We start from the raw sequence: 22107 nt of genomic DNA, 5'->3' as shown, positions 1-22107 counted from the left end.
TCGCGTGTTAGTTTTATGCAAACAAAAGGATGATTTGAACGGATTTGTAAGACTATTTGTTTTAATAAAATGGGCTATAGCCTTTTATTTACAAAAACTTAAGTGGATTTAATATGACTGATGAGCGCGTTAATGAACCCATTGCACTTTCAGCTAAGGTTGAAGTGTGTGTCCGTGATGTATTTAACATTGATTCGGATTTAATCGTCACGGGTTATCGTGAACCTAATGCGTATGTTCCAGAAATCGATGCGGGGTATCACTTTAACAAAGAGGTGACACTTGCTATTTTGGCTGGCTTTGAACATAACCGTCGTGTGATGTTGCAAGGGATGCATGGCACCGGTAAATCTACCCATATAGAGCAAGTGGCAGCTCGATTAAATTGGCCCTGTGTACGGGTTAATTTAGACGGAAATATCAGTCGCTTAGATTTAGTGGGTAAGGACACCATTGTGATTAAAGACGGTAAACAGGTGACTGAATTTCAAGAGGGTATTTTACCTTGGTCTATTCAGCGTCCTATCGCACTTATTTTTGATGAATACGATGCCGGGCGTCCTGATGTGATGTTTGTGATCCAACGTATTTTGGAGCGAGATGGGAAACTCACCTTACTTGATAAGAATAGAGTTATCTCACCCCATGCTGATTTTCGACTCTTTGCCACAGCCAATACGATCGGCCAAGGAGATTACTCAGGCCTCTATCGTGGTGTTCAGGTATTGAACCATGCACAAATAGATCGCTGGAATATATTGGCGGCACTCAACTATTTACCTCAAGCAGAGGAGGTCAGTATGGTGTTAGATCAAGTCACTAATTTTAAAAAGGAATATAAAAATTTGGTCGACTCTATGGTGTCATTGGCAAACTTGACAAGGCAAGGCTTTATGGCGGGAGAAATCTCGACCTTAATGTCACCTCGCACTGTGATTACTTGGGCCGAGAACACCCAAATATTTGATGATATCAACTTGGCTTTTAAGCTGTCATTTTTGAATAAATGTGAAGCACAAGAGAAAGAATTAGTGGCTGAATATTTTCAGCGCTGCTTCGGACAAGAATTTATCTTAACGGAGTAACAATATGATGTTGGTCGATGATGACTCGGTACAAAATCTGCAAAAAAAAGATAGCAGTGCAGACAGGTTAGCAACTTCTTTACTTAACACTTTTAATAGCCCGTTTTCTGCCCATACTGGCCTGTCACAGCACTGCGTATATCGTAATGTAAAACTGTATCTGGATACCTGCGTGATGCCATTTTACGCGCCGCATTTACAGCATTATTGGCAAGAATTCCCACTTAATGAACCTGATATTAAAGGACGAATAGATGCTTTGTCTTTACGACTTATTTATTCAGACACAGTACTTCACCAAAGCCTAAAACCTGAGACTCAAATCGCGGGGTTAGTGTTTGAAATGTTGGAACAAGCGAGAGTCGAGAGCCTATTACCCCCGCAATGGCCAGGAATGGCGCTTAATATTGATCAGTTGTTTAGGCATTGGTCGCGTACATTTCATGACTCAGGTTTAACCGATACCACCGTTGGGATCTTGCTTTATACCTTAGCTCAAATGTGCCGAGCAAGATTGATGGCACAAGCCGTGTCAGCTGAAACCGAAAGTTTAATCGAGCATACTCGAGCGGCGTTATCGGGCGCCATTGGTACGCCGTTATCCGGTTTACGTCGATGCCAGCAGGATCAACAAAAGTATGCGGATTACGCGCTGGAAATTGCCCATATTATTGAAACTATGATTGAAACAGAGCAACGTATTTTAGCGGCTAATGAAGGCGCTACAAATACTGAAAAAGTGCTTAAAGGTTTTGCCATATTACTCGATGTTGTTAGCCATGAGGGGGAAGGGATTGCCACGGGTATAATTGATAACAATAAGGGCCGCTCAAAGGTAAAGTCGGTCTATCATGTGTTTACGACGCAATTTGATAAAGTGGTTTTTCCCGCCAAGTTAGTGCGTGCTGAGCTGTTACGAGAATATCGAACCCATTTAGATAAACTGGTTTTACAACAAACGATTAATATCAACCGACTCGCACGTCAAATCGTTCTGAAACTGAGCCAACTCGAACTCGATGGCTGGCAATCAGCCAAGGATGAAGGTTATATCGATGGCGACCGACTGCCGTTAATTGTGTGTTCGCCGAGTGAGACAGCCCTTTTTTATCAAGCTCACCTAAAACCCATTATCCATAGTCAGGTGAGCTTTCTAGTCGACTGCTCAGGCTCGATGAAAACCCATGCAAATAAAGTAGCGACCCTACTGGATATTCTGGTGCGGGCATTGGATGTGGCCAAAGTTGAAACCGAAGTGTTGGGTTTTACCACGGGGGCGTGGAATGGTGGACCGGCGTTAAAGCAATGGCGTAGACAAGCTTGTCCGCCGCATCCTGGTCGCTTGAACTCGGTATCACATTTGGTCTTTAAGCAGGCTAAACAGAGTTGGAGAAGTGGCAGGCTTGGGCTAGCCTCGATGCTTAAACTCGATCTGTATAAAGAGGGTATTGATGGTGAAGCGGTAGAATGGGCCTCTCAGCGGCTACTAAATCAAGAAACACAGCGTAAGATATTAATTGTTATCTCAGATGGTAGCCCTATGGATACCGCGACACACCAGACAAATGATCCCCTTTATCTCGACAATCACCTTAAAGATGTGGTCTTTGCTCAACAACGTCTAGGAGTTGAAATTATCGGAGTCGGCGTAGGAATTGACTTAAGTTCCTATTATCCACGCAATCTGGCAATTGATCTTGGGCAAGAGCTGGATGTCTCTTTGTTTAATACGTTAGTAGACCTCATCACTTCAACAAAAAGGTGATGAGGTTAAAGTAGTTTTAATACCCCTGATATGAGCAGGTAACTGCCCAGTAGCATCAAAAGAACGAAGACGATATAACGCATTGTCTTTGGCGTTAACGGGGGAGGATAACGCCGAGCTAGCAAGGTCGTCGCAGACACTAAAGGTAGCGCTAATGCCGATAGGATTAACATCTCTGAAGTGAGTAAACCTTGGTAGGCGAGATAGCCGCTACGTGTCGCTGAAGTGCAAGCAAAAAGCAGCAATAGCATATTACGTATGGTAACCATTGAGAAGGGCTGACGATAAAAATGAAATACAAGCGGTGGGCCCGCCATACCAAATAAACCGCCGGTAAAACCCGAGGTGAAACCACTAATAAAGAAAGTGACATCATGGCTACGAAGTTGATTTTCGCTATTTTTTGCGCTGAGTATTGAGCTGACTCCACTAATAATAATCATCACACCCAATAGGAGTTGTAAAATATTGGTTGCGAAATCGCTTAAGTAAGACAGCAAAATCACGCCAATGATCACCCCTGGAAATACCGCAATACCTGCGGCTATGACGGCACGCCAATCGAGTTCTTTAAGGCTCCCCGGTAGTGAAAAAGCACAGTTAACTAAGGTGATTAAGCTGACGACGGCGGCAATAAAACTCAGCTCAGCTAGCCCGAGTGCAGTGGCTGTACCGGTGACAATAATACCGAGACCAAAGCCCGTAGAGGTTTGAAAATAAGTACCAATCACTATGATCAATAAGAGTAAAGCTAAGGTCGTTGTCATGGAGCTCTCCCTAGAACATCAGGCGGGTATTGGTGTAAGCAGACTGCTTTGCTCTCGGGCTGAATGATTCATCGTTTGAGCTTGAACTACCGTCACAGCGATGACTAAAAAGATATCACCAGCATTACAGCCCCGTGAGAGATCATTAGCGGGTTTGGTTAAGCCCTGAAGTAAAGGGCCAATAGCAGTGGCCTGAGCCATTCTTTCTGCCAATTTATAACCGATGTTCCCGGCCTCTAAATTAGGGAAAACAAGGACATTAGATTGGCCTTTCACCTTAGAATTAGGGCCTTTTTTCTCAGCAATATCCGCTACAATCGCTGCATCCAGTTGAACATCGGCATCAATGGCTAAGTGAGGCATTGCGGCCTTGATGATATTCGATGCGTTGACCACCTTATCGACGGCGGAGTGTTTCGCGCTACCATTGGTAGAGAAAGAGAGCATCGCCACCTTAGGTTCTTCACCCAGTAAAGCTTGGGCATTACGTGCGGCAGCCATGGCTATATCAGCGAGCTCTTCGGCATTGGGGTCGATAACGAGACCACAGTCAGAAAAGATGATGCCGCCTTTAAGTTGATGAAAGGGCTGGCACATAATCATCAAGAAAAAGCTAGAGACTAATTTTGCTTCAGGGCTAACCCCAATTACTTGTATGGCATTGCGGACCACATCAGCCGTGGTATTCACTGCGCCCGCAACAGAGCCATGGGCATAGCCGAGATCAACGAGAAGATTAGCAAAACAAAGTGGCTTTTTAATCGCTAGTACTGCGGCTTCTAATGTCATTCCTTTATGTTTTCTTTTCTCAAAGAATACCTGGCTAAACTCGGTGACAAGAGGAGAGTGCTCAGGGTCGATAACAGTAATCCCATTAAGTGTATTAGTGGCATCGTTATCATTGATAAGCTTCAGAATGGTTTTGATTTTACCGACTAAGATAATGTGAGCAATTTTCTCTTTACTGGCGCGTAAGGCAGCTTGAACAATACGTTCATCGTCACTTTCGCATAGCACTATCGTGCGTGGTGATAAACGGGCTTGCTCGATTATTCGATCTATTACTTTCATATTCACTGTCTTCTTTTGGTTGGGAGTGAGTGAGCATCCTTCAGTTACATCGGGTGCTAGTTTTTTTATATATGATTAGAATAAATAGTCTATAATGATTAATGAGACAAAAGGTTCCGTTTATTGGTGTTTGTTCGTGATACTATGCGGTGTACACGGTTAACGTCAATGAATTATCAAAAAAAAATGGTTATAATCTATGGTTCTCATGGGTTAAAAATCAAAATGGAGGTATATGAAAGGCTCTCAAACTGACCAACCTCACGCTGTGCAAGTTAATGGTGACACACCGACTCTGCGTCTATTTTCATTATTGGAAGTGATAGCGCAAAGAGATGAGTTCTTTTCATTACAGGGATTAGTTGAAGAAACGGGCTTACCAAAGCCCACGTTACACAGAATGTTGCAGCAGCTAGAAGCGGCAGGAATTATTCAGCGTGATGGTGATGAACGTCATTACAGTACGGGAGGTAGGCTTCGCCGATTGGCAGAGCAACTGCTACTGAATAATACAACCCATAGTGCAAGGCGAACGGTGTTACGCCAGCTTGTCGATGATGTGGGTGAGAGTGGTAATATTACCGCGTTGTCCGGCGGAGAAATTGTCTATCTTGATAGAATAGAAACGGCGGCACCACTGAGGTTTTATTTGAAATCAGGCTCTAGAGTCCCGGTTCATTGCTCTGCTAGTGGTAAGTTGTTTTTGTCGGAGATGAGTACATCTCAGCGAAAAAGATTATTGGCGCATGCAACGTTAACCCAATATACCGATAAAACCATTACAGATATTGAGGCATTAGAGACTGAGCTCGATAATGTTAGGCATGCAGGTTATGCCATCGATAACGAAGAGTTTTTACCGGGGTTATTATGCGTAGCGGTATTAGTACCAACCCCCTCTGGACGCTCTAATTTATGCTTAGCAATTCAGGCACCGATTATGCGTTTAAAGCCAGAAAGTGCACTGCATTTTTTACCGGCATTACAGCGCGCAGCTAGAGCCTTAGCTGCTATTGAAGCTGAAAGTTGGCCTGCATAATATCCGAATAACTTTTAAATTTAGGATTTAGAAGTAGCTTGGATATCCCTGTTAAAAACGTAAATTGATGTTTAGTGCGTGCAATGGGCTCGCTGAGCCCATTGCTGATGCCACGGTGAGAACGTTATCGACTCGGGTTTTAATGCGGTATTTTGATAAGCATTAATGAATAATATCAATTGCACTCAGTATTTGCCCCATTCTGAGTCGCTCACGTCGTGCGGTCGACGTTTAAAGCAAATGGCAAAGCCCTTTAAGCTTTGTTGTGGCTTCTAATATAGAATAACGATTAGCTTCAATCCCCCATATTGCCTACAGGGATTTTAATTTCCGCTGAAGGGTTAAACTTTTAATGCAACGGGTATAAGGCCACGATGATCGATGTAAGTTAGCCTATAACCTAAGTTTTTCCATTATTTTACAGAATGGATTTGGCGGCTTATAACTCAAGCCCTTGTTCTCATCACCCATTGTTAATGGCATAACGAATAGCCCCCGACTAAGCTCGATAGATGAGTGAAAAGTGGACAGCCATCGTTGATGGCATGACCATCTGTGCCGCTGTTGTACGGTTGAATATTCTGATTTTAGTGGCATGCTACAAAATAGGTTCTGGCTTCTAATAAAAAGCCCTTTTACATATCGGTAAAAGGGCTTTTTTGTCAGTCATTTTTGTACTGCAGACTACTTGTGTTGCGGATTAAATCGATCCATCACGACAGCACAAACAGCGTCGCCTGTAATGTTCAATGAGGTACGGATCATGTCAAATATACGATCCAACGCAAATAGCAGTGGCAGACCATCAATCGGGATCCCTGCTGCAAGTAGTACGGCGACGACCAAGAACGACGGCCCTGGCACACCGGCTTGGCCGATGGCGCCTAGTGTCGAAGTGAAGATAATGGCAGCATAGGCGGTGGTGGTCAGATCAATATTATACATCTGGGCGAAGAACATGGCGACTAAGCCATAATAGATAGCGTTACCCGTCATGTTGATGGTCGCGCCCAGTGGTAATACGAAGGCCGCCGTTGCCTTTGAGACATTGAGCTCCTCTTCACAAGTTTCCATGGTGACAGGCAGTGTTGCCATAGATGAAGCGGTAGATAACGCCATCGCCTGAGGCTTCTTCATCGCAGAGATAAACTTCATCGCCGGAACGTTGGAGAAGAATTTTACTATCAACGGGAAGAAGATGAAGGCATAGATAAGAATCGCGACCACGAAAACCACGAATAGCTTCAATACGACTTCCAGAGCCTGAAAGCCGAATGAGCCCACAGATTCAGCCATCAGACCAAATACGCCGAGAGGGGCAATGATCATCACGCAATTGATCATCCAAACAAAGGCTTCGACTATGGTATTGAGGCTCTTAATAACCGGTTTGGCACCATCGCCTTTCACTTTACTCAATGCGATACCGAAGAAGATACAGAAGACCAAGATCTGCAGAATATTCCCGGAAGTCATTGATTCAAAGACATTGGTTGGGATCATACCTATCAGAGTATCCATGGCACTGGGAAGTGCGCCTTGCTCTGCGGTGATCTGGGTGAGTGATTGACCGTGTGCACTAAAGTCAATTCCGGCACCAGGTTTGAAAATGTTGCCCATGACAAGTGCGAGTGTAACGGCAATGCCTGAGGTGATAATAAAGAAGGCAAAAGTGCCAATACCCATCTTACCCGCTGAGGGGCTGTTACCTAGGCTGGCGGCGCCGGCGATAATAGATACCACGACTAAGGGGATAACGAGCATCTTAACCAGATGAATAAATATGGTGCCCAAAGGTCCAAATATGGCGGCATCTTCTCCCATGTAAAGGCCTACTAATGCCCCTATTATCATGGCAATAACGACCTGAAGACCTATATTGTTCATTAATTTTTTCTCTGAAATTGCCACACTCGCTCCGTTGTTGAACTGTTCTATTAAGCATTTGCTGAAGAGGCGTAAAGCTATCACACCCGTGTATCAGGCACTGTGAAACAGCACTTAAATAGGTGGTTAAGTCCTCCTTCTACAAATATATTAGATCCACATTGAGTTATCTTTAAAAAGTATAGGTAAAAATTAGTATATCGCTAAATCGGATTCATAATTTGTAGGCCGGATTCTTGTATCTGTATTTGACGTTCGTTATTTAAGCATGTGTTTAACGCTTTTTCTTTACGGAGTGAATGAACAAGAGTTTGAGATGTTTACTTAATTAAGCAGGATTACATTTTGTTTCAGTTTCTTTTTGGGAGTAAAAAGAAGGACAACCATCGTTAATACACTGATTTTCTCAAATCAGTCTTCTTCGGTGATTAGCCGCAGGGAGGATGCTGAAAACCTTTCAGCGAGTGAGTTGGTGAGGGCTGAGCGTTGATCTCGAGTAGAAAGCTAGGTATGTTATTGACTATTAATAGCGCTGTTTTTCAGTCCAACAAGCGACTGACATGGTGTGAAGTAAACAAGCCTCTGAATTAAGATTCAGCAAGGTTATTTGCCAGTCGCCCGTCAGTACATGATTCGCTTGTTATAGGGCGTTAAGTTGCCTAGTAGATTGGCACTTCAACCAATTGGATGAGAACTCTTGAAATTAACCGACATAAAAAATCACTTTTGGTTCTTGGGGCTATTAGTGGGCTTATCGGTATCATCTGTTGTGACGTTGATAATTGTTTTGTGGGAACGGCTAGAGAACCCAAACGGTATTTTTTACAATGACGGAGGGACGAATTGGCAATTTATTTTCGATACTGCGATAAGTTGGTTTGTCCCAATATTCGTTTATGTATCGCTTGTCGTTACAGTTATTCACTTGTTGTTTTCGGCAATAAAGTGGCTGCTTAAGAGGCAAACTTAACAATCTGTTAAGGCGGATTCGTCAGTATGTGCCGTTCTTACGTTGCTGCAAATTTGGCAATCGTTTACTCCCGACTTAACAAGGCGTTACTTCATTTTCTGTCGCGTATTTAGCTAATAAAAATCACAAAAGTAATAGCTATGGCTTTAACTAGCTGCAGTTTATAAGTGATCCAGCAAAGGCTCATTTCATTTTTAGTAATAACAGCATTCTTAATTATTGATGCCGCCAGCGACAAATATAGACCGTCATAGTGCATGGCACACTTTACGTCAGTGGCTATGATGAACTTATCAGCAGATCGAGAGCACCATGGAGAAAGCTATGCCTATCACCGGAGAATGTTTCTGCGGAGAGATTAGATATCAACTAAACGGAAAGCTTCGAGACGCTAAATCTTGCCATTGCTCTCGATGTCGGAAGGCATTTAATGCGCAGGCATCCGCAGCTGCTTTTGTAGATCCGGAGCAATTCGAGTGGCTTTCTGGTGAAAGTTTACTGACTTCGTTTGTGGGTGAGCATGGCTATGGCTTACAGTTTTGTAAGCACTGTGGCTCGACTCTGTGCACCATACATAATGGGAAGATATTGCAGGTTACGTTAGGCTGCGTTAATGGCTCTCCAGATATCGAAATTGGCCAACATATATTTGTTGGCTCTAAAGCAAGTTGGGAAGTAATGCCTACAGGTGTCGTATTGTTTCAAGAGGGGCCGGAGTAACTGCTTAGCCAAATGGTCAATGTTGTCTTTGGCTGACTAAATAATAAGGCTATTCATCATGCTAGGTTGAACCGCTAACACTCAACGCGGCTTTGGTCATTATTAAAAGCTCGCGATAATTGTCTCACTCTAATCTGATACTCAGTAATCAATTCCTCAAAATACAAAAAATCTTCAATCCTCTTTGCGTAAATATAATTATTTTACGTCACTCATCGTTTTCTGTTGTTTCTTTAAACTCATTCCCTATTAGCTCATTGATATAAAAACATATACCCAAAATTAAGGAATAACGATGAAATCGAATACTGGAAACAACATTAAATCTGCAATGTTATTTGGCTTGGCTGCGATCATATTAGTCGGTTGTGGAAGCTCTGCAGAAGAAGATCAATTAGCTTGGATCCAAGATTGGAATTCATCAGGTGATTTCCAACAGAAAATGAAAATGATGAATACTTGCTTTAAGGAAGCGGGAGTGAGAAGCCTGACTAAATCGATGACCAGTGAACAAAGTGACATCGTGAATGCATGCGAACTGTCGTACATCATTGAGCGTGCAGAAGATGATGATATTAATTTAGATCGAGAGTTATTAGCCGCTAACATTCTCCAACTTTAATCAGTAGGCAGCAACCACCAAATACTCTTGAGGTGTATAACCTTCTTGGGTAAAAAACAGACCGAAATAACAGGGATAACAAGACATGTCATTAAAGAATAAAGCGTTAGACTTGGCTAGCGAGGCCAGAAATACCGCAGGGCAGCTAACCAGTGATTTACAGCAGTCGCAAGCTTTTGAACAAGCTAAGGTAACCCTTACCAATACTAAAGATAGAGCGTTAGCTGTCGATACTGCGAGCATTAAATTAATGAACTTTTTCGCGGTATTTAGTTTGGCTTTTATGCTGCTGAGCACATTTTTCCCAGTGATGACATTTATGGGAAGTAGTATGCCGTTGAGCGAGCTAACACCGTCTTGGTTATATGTGATTGTTATTCTGGCTTTGTGTAGCCACCTATTGGGTGCAAAGCAGTTAATTTCACGCAGTTTATTGCTTATATTACTAGTGTCTATTGGTTATACACTTTACCAGCAATTAGCAGAGATGTTTCAGATGACTCAAATGCTAGGTGGAGCAAGAACAAAAGACATTATGCGTGGGTTAGGTGAGGCTCTTAAGTATACCGATATTGGTCTTTATCTTTTCTTAGTCAGTCTTGTGTTAGTGGTCATTACAACGATTAAGCCTGGCTACAAAACCAACCATGCTCTGTGGGCTCAACTGGTTCAAAAGTAGATTGTCATTTTCGAATGGCCAGTTGATGACTGGCCATTTTTTAAGGTTCAAAGTAATGCATTTTAAACCTCGAAAACAGCATGTGTTTAATACTGCCAACGTCTTGGGCAAAGATTATATTGTCGGTGATATTCATGGGCAAATTAAACGACTCTATGAGCAATTGTTTACATTGGGGTTTAACTTTCAGATTGACCGACTTTTTTGCACTGGGGATCTCATCAGTAAAGGTGCAGAAAGTATTGAATGCTTAAATTTATTAACCAAGAAGTGGTTTTTTTCAGTAATGGGCAACCATGAACAGTTGTTTTTATTGGGCTTTCAGTCCTCTGAGTATTGGGATGTATTACAGCAAAAAGGGGGCGAGTGGTTGTCACAACACTTAGACCGATTTGATGTGCTAATGCGTTGGAAAACATTAATTGATATCACCATGCCATTGACCCGGACGATTAGTGTCAATGGAAAAAACATTGGTATTAGCCATGCATCAGCCCCACCTGACTGGCAAACTCTACAAAAGGGTGAGTTGTCCGATGAAGATATTTGGCAAGTGTTATGGAGCCGACCTTTACATAAAAATGAATCATGTAAAGGTATCGATATGATCGACTATGTGGTGCACGGACATAGCCCTGTTAGTCATATTACTCAGTTTGATAATCGCTATTGGATTGATACGTTTGCATTAAAACAAGAGCTGACCATTATAAACTTAAATGATTTTAATATGGATGAACTTAATTAACTGTAATAACTAGTAATTGAAGCATAAATAGATGATTATCGGTTGTCTATAAGTGGCGAATAGAGGGATTTACGTGTCAATTAGAGAGTTAAATAATGCCACTGAATTATTGGTGGGTTGGCAAAATAGGGATAAAGATCAAAGTGAGGAATTTCTCACTTATGCTTATCAAGATATTCGCGCAATAGTTGGAAAGTACCTCTCACAGCATCGCCCAAATGAAACTATCCTGCATGATGCTTCGATTACTGAGTTAGCGAGTGAGTCTGTGGTGAAATTACACCGCTGGCGTAACGATGAGCTGCCTTTTGAAAACCGACAAGACTTTTTTGACTATGTACGCGTGTCAGTGTGGCATTTACTGTTTGGTAAGCCGCACCAGTCGTTAATTAACAAGCAAAAAGCTAAATATGAGTTTTTGAATTCGCAATTATCCGATTCGGATGTGTTGTTGCCTAATTGGACTGAAAATCTAGCATTGTCATCCGTATTAGAGCAGTTACAACAAACTTATCCAAGACAAGCTGAAGTGTTTGAACTTAAAAATTTTGCCATAGTGTCGCATCAACAAATTGCCGATATTTTAGGGTTGTCTCCTAGAACCGTCGATAGTGATTTAAAATTTGCCACTGTATGGCTGAGAGCTAAATTAAGCGAATGATAGATATCGTTTCCCTGTACATTGAATTGGCAAGTTTAAGTAAAATAGAGCAAGAAAAGCGGCTATTACCGTTGAAGAGGGCCTATCCTGCCGCAGCCATTGAGCTTGAAAAAATGCTCTTGGTGGACGATATTCCGCTATCGAGTAGCCAATTATTATCTCAGCAAATTTCTAATCAAAATCCGATGGATCAAAATACCTTTATTGGTCAGCAGGTGATGGGGTTTACGATTACCCAACTAGTGTCAGAATCTGGCGGTATGGGCTTGGTGTTTCAAGGTGAACAACGCTTAGTGAGCCATGACTGCGAGAGTGAAAAAGTACATAAAGCTGCTGTCAAAATTCTCCGTACCAATAAGCTTAACTCAGGCCAACAAAAGGCGATATTTTTTAATGAAGCGTCTATTTTAATCGCGTTAGATCACCCTAATGTGTGCAGTATTTACGGGGTGTCTGAGGTACAAGGTCATGCCTGCATTGTGATGGATTACATTGATGGTCTAGGATTAGATAGCTGGATAGCCAATAATAACGTTAGCCAAAATGAGAGGCTAAATGTGTTTGATCAATTGATGCGAGCTGTCAGTTACCTTCATCATGAACAGTTTTTCCACGGTGATATAAAACCACAGAATATCATTATTAATGAGCAAGGCCACTTGGTGTTAATCGACTTGGGTCTGGCCAGTAAATATCAAGCGAGTGCTAGTGAAAAAAGCCACGATACCATCCAGGCTTTTACGCGCTATTGGAGTGCGCCAGAGCAGGTTTTAGGTCAAAAATGTACCGCGCAATCAGATGTTTTTTCATTGGGGGTTATATTACATTATTTGCTGACGGATAAAGTGGCGACGAAAATGGATGTGGATAAACTTAATAATACCGAGCTCAATGCGATTATAAAAAAAGCGTTATCGATTAGACCTGAGCATCGCTACTCAAATGCAGAAGCACTTAGGAAAAGTATCCGCTATTACCAGCAAGGTTTACCGGTTCAAGAGTTTTCACAAAGTGGCCCTTATCTGTTCCAAAAGCTATTAAAGCGTAAGCCCTTTACCTCACTTACTTGTGTGTTGTTGGTTTACTCTGTAGCGACCAGTTTGTGGATTATATTTAACTAGGGGCCGTTGATCTTTCGATCTTAGTTTTTGCTCGACTCTCTACGGTAAAGAATAATACTTTTAGTACAAGGCTTGAGCGATGATGCTTAGCTGGCTAAGCGAAAAGCTTGTAACGCATTCTAGCCATAAAAGACTAAAAGCATTGAAACGAACCCGAAGGGCCGCGCTTCTTGGCTATTTTTACGGTGTTGTAGGCTATTTGTGGAGAATGACTAAACGACATAGCCTCCGCCTTGTCAAAATAGCCAATAAACGGCGGCAAAAACAACCGTGAAAGATCAACAGCCCCTAACATTTATTGATTAGGACAAATACGCATCGCTAGCTCATTTATATTTTAAACTCTTTCCAATTCACCTATATAGCAATATAGATCGAACCACAGATCTAGTCGGCATTAAACCTATGAGCAATAAAGGCTTTTTATGGTGTCTCTGAGCCACCTTATTTTGGGATTATGTCCGTTGCGTTTGTGCCACAGCATGGTAAAGGGGGTGAGTAGTTTGTCGAGATACTCCTTATCTAAAGGGATCGGCAGGCTGACTAAATCAAAACGCATATGCTGAACATATTGTTGGCAATACTTAGGCGCCGTTGTGAACATATTATGCCCAGGTTGAGCAGCCATAAAGAGAGACTGTTCAAAGCTGTTCATGGTCAGGGCGACATTGCGAGTTAACCCTATCTCCATTAGCACTTCGTCGAGCGCCCAGCTCTCGCTCTTTTCCCAAACAATATTAATATGAGCGTATTTGAGAAACGTATCTATGTTCCACTCTTCTAGCAGTGCGGGATGATCTTTATGCAAGTACACCATGGGTAGATCGGTAAATAACACTTCAAAGTCAATAAAGTAGGGTAGTAAATCCAGCAATTCTTTGGAACGTGGGTGGCTCTCTCTACCTGAAAAACCGATGTCAGCATCGCCGCAAATAATCGACTCTAGCGAATCATAATCCCAAGTTTGAACCTTCAATTTTGCATCAGGATACTTTTGGTAGATTGACTGTGATAGCTGATTAAACATGATTAGCAGTAAAGGTGATTCCATCACTAGATTAAAATGCACACCATTGGGTACTTCATCTCCGCGTTTTTCTAGGATCTGGCTGCCCATTTGCAGCCACTCAGCGAGATCTTCCTCGATACTTTGCGCTAGAGGGGTTGGCCTCAAGCCTTGAGGTGTTTTAACAAATAACGGATCGTCGAACCAATCTCTAAGCTTTTTAAGCGCTTTACTTACCGTAGAAGGAGTAACATTTAGCTTCTTAGCGGTTTTAGACACATTTTGCTCTTTGAGTAAAATTTGTAGCGTGAACAACAAATTAAGATCAAGCCGTGCTAACGATTTTTTCATTTGGACCACTGTGAAGGGGAGACCCCAATAATAGTATTAGAGTGAGGCTAATAAGGCTACCTAGCAGCAATATTATCAGCAACATATTTAATGGGCTCACACCAAGCAGCCCCATAAGCCATATATATAAGCCAGAACTGCATACTTGGGCGATACCGAGCAAAGAACTGGCCACGCCTGCCCTTAGGGAAAATGGGCTGAGGGCTTGGTTCATTGCGACACCAAAACCAATGGCGAATCCACTGCATGTCAGCCCGAATCCAACGAGGTACAAGCTGTGATTGTCGACACCGAAATAGGAGACGACTAACACGAGTGCCGCTGCCATTAATACGCATTGTGAGATCAGCATTAGCGTGCTTTGTTTCAACCAAGAGAATGCCAATGGTGCTAAGAATGATGAGGTCATGCTCACCAAAGCCGTTAACGCCATCACCGATGAGTATTCGCCACGATCAAAGCCCATCGTTCCCATTATCAGCATGGGTGAAACATTGACGTAAGTCAGAATGGTCGTCACGCCCATGGCGGTGATAATTAATCGGCTGATGAAATAGCGTTCGAGAAACATCTCAGGCTTTGCGGTATTGGCTATATTGAGGTTTTTGTTACTGTCAGTTTGCTGCTCAGCATCTTTATCGGGTTTCGTTTCTTTTAGGATAAATATAGACAAGATACACACCAATATTCCGATGCCAGTCATCGTTGTAAACAGACTCTGCCATGGGAATTTGAGCATAATTAAGTGGCCAATAACCGGCGCAATAACAGGAATGATACAAGTGATACCGTTCAGCATCGACAGCACCTTGGCGCGACGTTGGTCGTCTAAAGTGTCACGTAAAATAGCAAATGCCACGACATAACAAGATCCAGCACCAATTCCTTGGGCAAATCTCGCGATTAAGAATGTTTGAGTGTTGTCAGCTGCACCGCAAAGTGCAGAGGCAATAATAAAGATAGTCGCTCCAACAATGGCGACAGGCTTACGGCCGACGGCATCGGCAAAGCGCCCAGCAAATAGCATCGTGGCCGCCATGCCTGCAAGGTAGATTGAAAACGCGAGGTGCAATTGAGATTCACTGGCACCGAGATCTTGTGCGATTTGAGGTAACCCCACAAGGTAGAGATCGATCGCGGTGGGATAGAGGAGCACAAGCGCAAAACTGCAAAGAAGATATCGAAACATAAGTACCTCGTATAATTGATTGCAGGATAATAAGCTCCCAATTATCAATATACGAGTTGCTGTTATGACAACAGGTATTTCTTATTACGACATACGGTTGATCAATAAGGTATTTTATTTGTAGTTATTTTTAAGCGGCTTGTAGTCATAGCGCTAACAATGTTAAATTCTACCCCGCTTATACCCAAACTCTATATGCAGGATTCAGCATCTAGAAATAGCTTGGGTACATTACTTCGTATAATCCCAATGATATGGTTTGGGAGTTTCTACCAAGAGCCTTAAATTCTTGATTATGAGGTCTGTGACTTTAATTTCTTATTCAATAAAGGTAGAGACCTATGAATTATTTAGACTTGCCCAAAATCGATCTACATTGCCACCTAGATGGTAGCGTTCGTCCGCAAAGCGTTATTGATATCGCGCAGCAGCAAAACGTGCCATTACCCAGCAATGATCTTAGTGACATTCAATCGTTAATGATCGCCCCCGATACCTGCCAAAATCTAGATGAATATCTGACTCGATTTGAATTGCCACTGTCAGTGATGCAAACCGCTACTGGTATTGAGCGGATTGCTTTTGAAGTATTTGAAGATGCTGCCAAAGAGAACGTAAAGTATCTTGAGGTGCGTTTTGCGCCGTTATTACATCTTCAAAGTGGGTTGACGCTGGAACAAGTGATTGGCAGTGCAGTTAACGGGATGAAAAGAGCGGAGTCGCAATACGACATCAAAGGTAATTTCATTCTGTCGATTATCCGTAATATGCCTAAAGATAGAGTTAACGAAGTTATTGATGCGGGCGCCAACTTCATTAATGACGGCGTAGTCGCTTTCGATCTTGCGGGCAGTGAATTGCCTGGGTTCTGCGAAGGATTTATTCCTCATGCGCAATATGCGGTTAAGAAAGGCTATCGAGTGACTATTCATGCGGGTGAGCAGGGCGTAGGGCAAAACGTGCATGATGCTATTACTATGCTTGGCGCTGAGCGTATTGGTCACGGTATTGATATTAAGACGCATCGAGCAGCTTATGATTTAACAAAAAGTGCATCGGTTGCCTTAGAAAGCTGCCCAACAAGTAATGTACAAACTAAAGCGGTCGACAACTTGAGTGAACACCCTTTCAGCGAATTTTATAAAGATGGTGTGTTGATCACAATCAATACCGATAACCGCACGGTTTCGAATACCACCATGACTGATGAAGTCCGCAAAGTTATGCAAGAGTTTAAACTAAGCCGTAAAGAGTATTTTGAGATATACAAGGTAAGTGTTGAACATTCATTTGCTTCTGCAGCGGTAAAGCAGCAACTATTAACCTTGGCAGAATAATACCGCGCTTGCGTTTATTCTCGCCGATATATGACTCAGGGCAGATGCTCTGGGTCGCTTTCAACTCTTTCTCCGTCTATTTTTTGTTCTCTCAATTCCCCTTCAATGCTTACCGTAAAGCTAAAACTTAAGCTTATTGTCTCATTTTTTGTGTTATTTCAGTCGGTATTCATACTGGTTAATTGATATATATAAAAATAACTAACGTATTATTTAAGAGTAAAAATATTACTACATGGAAGTTATTGATGAACAAATACAAACGCCGATTAATTGGTATTTTACTGGTACGCCTGCCATAACGATTGTATATAGAACATCTTCTGAGCGCTTTGATGTAAGTAATTTTTATTCGTTAGATAACTGGATGTTCTTGCTTACAATGGGCTGGGGGACGTTCACGATTCTTTATGCGATTCGCTTAGGCTGTTCTAATTGCGGTGCAAGACAAGTGGTACCAGGCTTAAGTATTTTTTCGTTGCGTTGGCCCCAAGATAAATGCTGTAAATGTGGCGTAGAAATTAAATAATGATTGGTATAACTAGGAGTGAAAATGATATGAGTAAAGCTATCGAACAGAACATAGGCAGCGTTGCCTTAGTGGTCGAAAACTATGATGATGCCATTGCGTTTTACACTAAAAAACTGCGGTTTGAACTGATTGAAGACCTTGATTTAGGGGGTGGTAAACGTTGGGTATTGATCGCTCCGCCAAACTCTACAGGCACGAGTCTGTTATTAGCTCAAGCGAGTAATGAAGAGCAAAAGCGATCTGTGGGTTATCAAACGGGTGGTCGAGTATTCTTGTTTCTACACACCAATGACTTTTGGCGTGACTATGAGCAGATGAAGGCTAATGGTATTGAGTTTACTGAAGCACCAAGGTCGGAAGAATATGGCATGGTGGTCGTATTTAAAGATCTTTATGGTACTAAGTGGGATTTATTACAATTAATTAAAACCACTGCTTAGGTGGTGTAAGTCGTAACGCCTTTTTGTTTAATAAACTTTGATACGACAGACTAACATCCAAGGCGGTTAATACTGTTCTAAAGGGGACGTTGGACAACCGTTACTTGAAGAGTTAATGACATCTGATCATGCCGCTGAGCTTAAAGATCGCAAGATAAAAGTAAGGTTAACGGGCCTATCTAATATCTTTATTTAGTATGATATTTTGCTCAATCGATATGTTAGTTAACACTAACATATCGTCGGCGATGGTTTGACTGAATGACTGTTCTTCAATGACCTTATAGTATAAATATACAGATAAATTAACTGCCTATGCAGATGATCGCTGTAGTAGCGCAAAACAGTTAGGTTTTATTGTCGCAGCTTAGCGACTTTAGCTGGATTACATAGCTGTCGATGGTGTACCCACCCTCTTGATACTGTTTTACAAACTGCATTCCCAGCTTTTTCAGCACATGGATAGAGCCGCTATTTTCTGGCATCACTTCGCCATAAACCATATCCAAATCCATATGGGCACGAGCATAGGTGAGACACGCTTGGTTTGACTCAGTGGCAAAGCCTTGGCCCCAATAGTCGGGGTGAAAACGGTAACCAATATCGACAGCATTAATACGCGTTTCATTTTTAAAGCCACAAAAGCCGATAACCTGCCCGGTCTCTTTTAGCACCACCGCCCAACGAGCAAAGCCAAATTCTGCATACTCTTTAATCCAGATGTTCTCGATGATGTTTGTCGCATCTTCGATGCTCTCGCACAGCCCCGCATCGCCAGTGTAGCGGTTGACGGCTTCTGGAGAGTTAAAGTAATAAACGGCTTGGGCATCGCCGCGATTAAATTCTCGAATGATTAAGCGCTCTGTTTCAGTGATGACTTTCATATTTTTTACATCCTCTATTCTGTATTGGTTTTTACCATATACCAATTGTATTAAGTATTTGTTCATTCAGTGGGAATTCAAAGTGCTGAAGGCAAGTCGGAAGCTTGAAGCTAATAGTTATTCTATATCAAGAGTTTTCGCCGTAGCATGCAGTACTTTGAAACCCACCCTACGGGAAGCGCTCAAGCATTCCACTTCTGCTTTACATTGGCTCACAAGGGAATAACCATTCTCTCGTCAATGCGCCTTGAATTGAAAGGCTTGAGCGCTTCTGAATTGACTAAATATTTACTGTAATTAGTATTACATAGAGATTGAAATGCAAAACAGATACAGTTAAAGCCAATAAAACCCAATACAGATGATGAATCACTAATGGCAGCGTTTAAATATCGAAAAGTTGTCGATGAGATCATGACTGCCATTGAGCAAGGTCAACTGACGGGAAAGCTAATGTCAGTGCGCACATTCGCTAAACAAAGGCAGTTGGGGATATCAACGATCATGCAGGCTTATCATGAATTGGAGCGTTTAGGCTGGGTGGTCGCCAAGCCCAAACGTGGCTATTTTGTGGTCTCTAGAGTCAATGCCAAACCGCCTAATTATGGTCGCCAAATCAATAGGGTGCTTGCCGGGTTAACACTCGATAGAGCGGTGCAATACTCCTTTAATGATGATGATATTTTACCGTTATCGTGCACTGCACCCAGTACAGTGATAGATCCCGAGTTGCTGCTTAATCAGCTGCACAAAAAAGCGCTGGCTAAACGGCCTTATAAGCTATGGATGCAAGATCCAATCGAAGGCGTTGCTGCGTTTAGGCAGGCTATTTGTCAGCATCTGTTGCGCAGTCAGCAAGTGTTTAATTATGAACAAGTTCTGATCACTAACGGACGACAAGAAGGGTTAATGCTAGCGCTTATCGCAGCTAAAGCTTTACAGCAGCCGATTGCTGTCGAGTCACCTATGTCATTTTATTTTCAAACCATGTTGAAACAGTTCAATGCAGATGTGGTTGAAATACCTATGCAGGCTGACTATCAAGACGAGCTTGCGCTGTTAAGTAGCGCTTATGAATCGCAGTCTTTTACGACCTATTTGGTGAATCCCAATTTTGCTGATCCTACTGGCAGAGTGCTCAGTAACAGCGAAAAACTACAGCTTATTGAGTGGGCTGAAAAACATCATGTGACGTTAATTGAATATGATCGTGGTGAACTCTATTTTGGCAGTGAACGCCCAGTGACGATTGCAAGTTTGGTGTGTGAGCAGTCATCATGCCGAGTGATCTGCATTGTCGATTTTTACGATACCATTTCACCGACCATCAGCTTGGGCTATTTATTGTGTATTAATAGCTTTGATGAGTGTCAATTTGCTAAGCAAACCGTCGCCGAAGAGCCAAGTATCTTGCTGCAGCACATGGTACAAGAGATGATGGATTCTGGCCGCTATCACAAGCACCTCACTGCACTTAGAACTCAAATACAGCAGAACTACAGTGCGACAATGGCACTGCTTAGGCCGCACTTGGCTACCATTACCGCAACACCGTTTTATCTTAGTCAGCCTAGCGGCGGCCCTTGTATTTGGTTTCAGCTGCCAGCGGATTTAACCAGCCAAGCGTTGTGGCATAAAGTGATTGATAATAAATTGTCTATTGCCCCTGGAGCCATGTTTACGCTCGATAGCCGTTACGATAATTATTTCCGAATAACCTATGCATTGCCATGGAATGAGGAGATGGAAAATGGAATTGGTTTACTGGGGCAGATTATCGCGGAGTATGTACAGCAATAGCGTTAGGTTGCGAGGTGAACGTGAATTAGATGGCTATTTTCATCATCAATTTCTGCACCGTCGATCTTCTTTAGTTACTCGGTGAAGATAGTTATAAGTGTCTGTAAAATATTATTTTTTACCGACCAAGCATGGTTTTGACGAATACTGGGGCTGGTTACACCATTTGAATGCGATGGAATACACCGAAGATCCCGATTGGCCAAAAGATAAAGCGTTTTAGAAGTTTGCGCCGCGAAACGTGATCCATGCTAAATCCGATGGTAAGGGTGGCCAGTCGATTAAAGATGACGGACCATTGTCTATTGAGCGGATGCGGACGCGGACGCTTGATGATGAAGTTAACAGGCACACCATTAACTTTATTGAAAAAGCAGTAAAGGCGAACAAACCATTTTTCACCTGGTATTGTCCATCTCGCGGCCATGTGTGGACACACCTTTCGCCTAAATATGAAAAAATGCTGGGTACTAATGGTTGGGGTCTTCAAGAAGTGGTGATGAAAGATCTCGATGATCATGTTGGTGAGATGCTGGCAAAAATTGAAGAGCTAGGGATTGCCGATAACACCATTATTATTTTCACTGCCGATAATGGACCAGAGATAATGACTTGGCCTGACGGTGGTATGACGCCGTTTCATGGTGAGAAAGGAACCACTTGGGAAGGGGGCGTTAGAGCGCCATTTTTGATCCAGTGGCCTGCGGTGACGGCTGACAGTGGCCCGATTAACACCGGTGGCGTCGGTAACTAGAGGCGGAAAGTCGTAGTGGAAATAGCGACACTTTGAAAGCTCATCATTTACGATGAGCTTTTTTATGGACAATATAAAGGGCTACTAACTTGATAACCCTGTTTTCTCTCTGTATTTGTTTGCGGTAAATTGCACTAGCATATAGATACAGCCACTATTCTAACATTGAAAGGAACACCTAATGATCGAACAAGGACAAGCTTTACCCGCTGGCACTCTGGCAGAACTCACAGCCGATGGTATGCTAAATCATAATGTTGCTGAGCTATTCGCCAATAAAAAAGTGGTACTTTTTGCAGTACCAGGCGCCTTTACACCGACCTGTTCTGAAGCTCATCTACCTGGTTTTGTAGTGATGGCTGACGAATTCAAATCTAAAGGTGTTGATATTGTTGCATGTGTTTCAGTTAACGATGCATTCGTCATGAAAGCATGGGGAGCTGCACAAAATGCATCTGAATTGATGATGTTAGCCGATGGTGATGCGAGCTTTACCAAAGCATTAGGACTCGAGATGGACACTGCTGGTTTTGGCGGTGTGCGTTCACAGCGTTATGCGATGGTAGTTGATAATGGCGTAGTCACAACATTAAATGTTGAAGCACCACAGTCATTTGAAGTCAGTACTGCTGAAGCGATTCTAGCGACACTTTAAGCGGTAAAAGCATCTAAAAAAGGA

At 42.5% G+C, this 22107-nt stretch carries 22 protein-coding genes and 1 riboswitch; of the genes, 16 read left to right on the top strand and 6 right to left on the bottom strand.

The genetic code is table 11. The annotated features are described in order from the left end of the window. Positions 1-113 precede the first annotated feature (113 nt). The gene (locus CXF86_RS20750) at positions 114-1085 is read left to right on the top strand and encodes an AAA family ATPase (RefSeq protein ID WP_101090910.1); all 972 of its coding nucleotides are present in this window, start codon (positions 114-116) and stop codon (positions 1083-1085) included. Between the two features lie 4 nt (positions 1086-1089). Continuing rightward, positions 1090-2850 carry a cobaltochelatase CobT-related protein gene (locus tag CXF86_RS20745; protein ID WP_102039925.1) on the top strand — a complete coding sequence of 587 codons (1761 nt, stop codon included), beginning with the start codon at positions 1090-1092 and terminating at the stop codon, positions 2848-2850. A gap of 5 nt (positions 2851-2855) precedes the next feature. Here CXF86_RS20745 and CXF86_RS20740 read toward each other — a convergent pair whose 3' ends face one another. Together CXF86_RS20740 and pta are read right to left on the bottom strand one after the other, a co-directional pair. Then, positions 2856-3617 (bottom strand): sulfite exporter TauE/SafE family protein, encoded by a 762-nt coding sequence (locus tag CXF86_RS20740; RefSeq protein WP_101090906.1) that lies wholly within the window; start codon positions 3615-3617, stop codon positions 2856-2858. 18 nt (positions 3618-3635) lie between these two features. After that, complete coding sequence (pta, locus tag CXF86_RS20735) at positions 3636-4688, bottom strand: phosphate acetyltransferase (protein WP_102039924.1); 1053 nt, start codon at positions 4686-4688, stop codon at positions 3636-3638. Between the two features lie 235 nt (positions 4689-4923). Here pta and CXF86_RS20730 point away from each other — a divergent pair, with 235 nt between their 5' ends. Further along, positions 4924-5727: an IclR family transcriptional regulator gene (locus tag CXF86_RS20730; protein ID WP_101090902.1), complete on the top strand. Its 804-nt coding sequence runs from the start codon at positions 4924-4926 to the stop codon at positions 5725-5727. A gap of 684 nt (positions 5728-6411) precedes the next feature. On the opposite strand, the gene CXF86_RS20725 is transcribed toward CXF86_RS20730, so the two are convergent. Further along, positions 6412-7614, bottom strand: coding sequence for a dicarboxylate/amino acid:cation symporter (locus tag CXF86_RS20725; protein WP_374702347.1), 1203 nt, complete (start codon positions 7612-7614; stop codon positions 6412-6414). A 1294-nt stretch (positions 7615-8908) separates the two neighbouring features. Here CXF86_RS20725 and CXF86_RS20715 point away from each other — a divergent pair. The 6 genes from CXF86_RS20715 (at position 8909) to CXF86_RS20690 (ending at position 13135) form a co-directional block, all read left to right on the top strand. Beyond that, positions 8909-9304, top strand: coding sequence for a GFA family protein (locus tag CXF86_RS20715; RefSeq protein WP_101090898.1), 396 nt, complete (start codon positions 8909-8911; stop codon positions 9302-9304). A 295-nt stretch (positions 9305-9599) separates the two neighbouring features. Beyond that, positions 9600-9926: a hypothetical protein gene (locus CXF86_RS20710; RefSeq protein ID WP_102039923.1), complete on the top strand. Its 327-nt coding sequence runs from the start codon at positions 9600-9602 to the stop codon at positions 9924-9926. An 85-nt stretch (positions 9927-10011) separates the two neighbouring features. Next, complete coding sequence (locus CXF86_RS20705; RefSeq protein WP_101090894.1) at positions 10012-10605, top strand: hypothetical protein; 594 nt, start codon at positions 10012-10014, stop codon at positions 10603-10605. 55 nt (positions 10606-10660) lie between these two features. Further along, positions 10661-11353, top strand: coding sequence for a metallophosphoesterase (locus tag CXF86_RS20700; protein ID WP_180961126.1), 693 nt, complete (start codon positions 10661-10663; stop codon positions 11351-11353). A gap of 73 nt (positions 11354-11426) precedes the next feature. Beyond that, positions 11427-12014 (top strand): ECF-type sigma factor, encoded by a 588-nt coding sequence (locus CXF86_RS20695; protein ID WP_157822905.1) that lies wholly within the window; start codon positions 11427-11429, stop codon positions 12012-12014. Then, on the top strand, positions 12011-13135 hold the full coding sequence (locus CXF86_RS20690) for a serine/threonine protein kinase (RefSeq protein ID WP_101090888.1): 1125 nt from the start codon (positions 12011-12013) through the stop codon (positions 13133-13135). Before CXF86_RS20695 ends, CXF86_RS20690 begins: the two co-directional genes overlap by 4 nt. 403 nt (positions 13136-13538) lie before the next feature. On the opposite strand, the gene yidZ is transcribed toward CXF86_RS20690, so the two are convergent. Both yidZ and CXF86_RS20680 read right to left on the bottom strand, forming a co-directional pair. Continuing rightward, on the bottom strand, positions 13539-14492 hold the full coding sequence (gene yidZ / locus CXF86_RS20685) for an HTH-type transcriptional regulator YidZ (protein ID WP_102039921.1): 954 nt from the start codon (positions 14490-14492) through the stop codon (positions 13539-13541). Beyond that, entirely contained in the window at positions 14467-15681 is a 1215-nt protein-coding gene (locus tag CXF86_RS20680) for an MFS transporter (protein WP_102039920.1), read from the bottom strand. The genes yidZ and CXF86_RS20680 overlap by 26 nt, the downstream gene beginning before the upstream one ends. Positions 15682-15897: 216 nt before the next feature. Further along, a riboswitch (purine riboswitch) is annotated at positions 15898-15997 on the top strand. Between the two features lie 25 nt (positions 15998-16022). Here CXF86_RS20680 and add point away from each other — a divergent pair. The 3 genes from add (at position 16023) to CXF86_RS20665 (ending at position 17990) form a co-directional block, all read left to right on the top strand. Further along, positions 16023-17018 carry an adenosine deaminase gene (add, locus tag CXF86_RS20675; protein WP_102039919.1) on the top strand — a complete coding sequence of 332 codons (996 nt, stop codon included), beginning with the start codon at positions 16023-16025 and terminating at the stop codon, positions 17016-17018. A gap of 235 nt (positions 17019-17253) precedes the next feature. Continuing rightward, positions 17254-17547: a hypothetical protein gene (locus CXF86_RS20670; RefSeq protein WP_101090880.1), complete on the top strand. Its 294-nt coding sequence runs from the start codon at positions 17254-17256 to the stop codon at positions 17545-17547. A gap of 29 nt (positions 17548-17576) precedes the next feature. Further along, positions 17577-17990: a VOC family protein gene (locus CXF86_RS20665; protein ID WP_101090878.1), complete on the top strand. Its 414-nt coding sequence runs from the start codon at positions 17577-17579 to the stop codon at positions 17988-17990. Between the two features lie 347 nt (positions 17991-18337). On the opposite strand, the gene CXF86_RS20660 is transcribed toward CXF86_RS20665, so the two are convergent. Then, positions 18338-18874 (bottom strand): GNAT family N-acetyltransferase, encoded by a 537-nt coding sequence (locus CXF86_RS20660; RefSeq protein ID WP_102039918.1) that lies wholly within the window; start codon positions 18872-18874, stop codon positions 18338-18340. A 375-nt stretch (positions 18875-19249) separates the two neighbouring features. On the opposite strand from CXF86_RS20660, the gene CXF86_RS20655 reads away from it, so the two are divergent. The 4 genes from CXF86_RS20655 to CXF86_RS20645 all read left to right on the top strand — a co-directional run bounded on the left by CXF86_RS20655 (position 19250) and on the right by CXF86_RS20645 (position 22083). Next, positions 19250-20674 carry an aminotransferase-like domain-containing protein gene (locus tag CXF86_RS20655; protein ID WP_102039917.1) on the top strand — a complete coding sequence of 475 codons (1425 nt, stop codon included), beginning with the start codon at positions 19250-19252 and terminating at the stop codon, positions 20672-20674. Positions 20675-20771: 97 nt separating this feature from the next. Further along, positions 20772-20897, top strand: a complete 126-nt coding sequence (locus CXF86_RS23140; RefSeq protein ID WP_257985428.1) for a hypothetical protein — start codon at positions 20772-20774, stop codon at positions 20895-20897. Positions 20898-20915: 18 nt separating this feature from the next. Next, complete coding sequence (locus tag CXF86_RS20650) at positions 20916-21428, top strand: sulfatase-like hydrolase/transferase (RefSeq protein WP_219622756.1); 513 nt, start codon at positions 20916-20918, stop codon at positions 21426-21428. 181 nt (positions 21429-21609) lie between these two features. Continuing rightward, the gene (locus CXF86_RS20645) at positions 21610-22083 is read left to right on the top strand and encodes a peroxiredoxin (RefSeq protein WP_102039916.1); all 474 of its coding nucleotides are present in this window, start codon (positions 21610-21612) and stop codon (positions 22081-22083) included. Positions 22084-22107 lie beyond the last annotated feature (24 nt).

This window comes from Shewanella sp. GutCb, assembly GCF_002836135.1.
GTDB lineage: Bacteria > Pseudomonadota > Gammaproteobacteria > Enterobacterales > Shewanellaceae > Shewanella.
The sequence above is the reverse complement of the archived record's forward strand: the minus strand, read 5'-3'. Positions and strand labels throughout refer to the sequence as shown.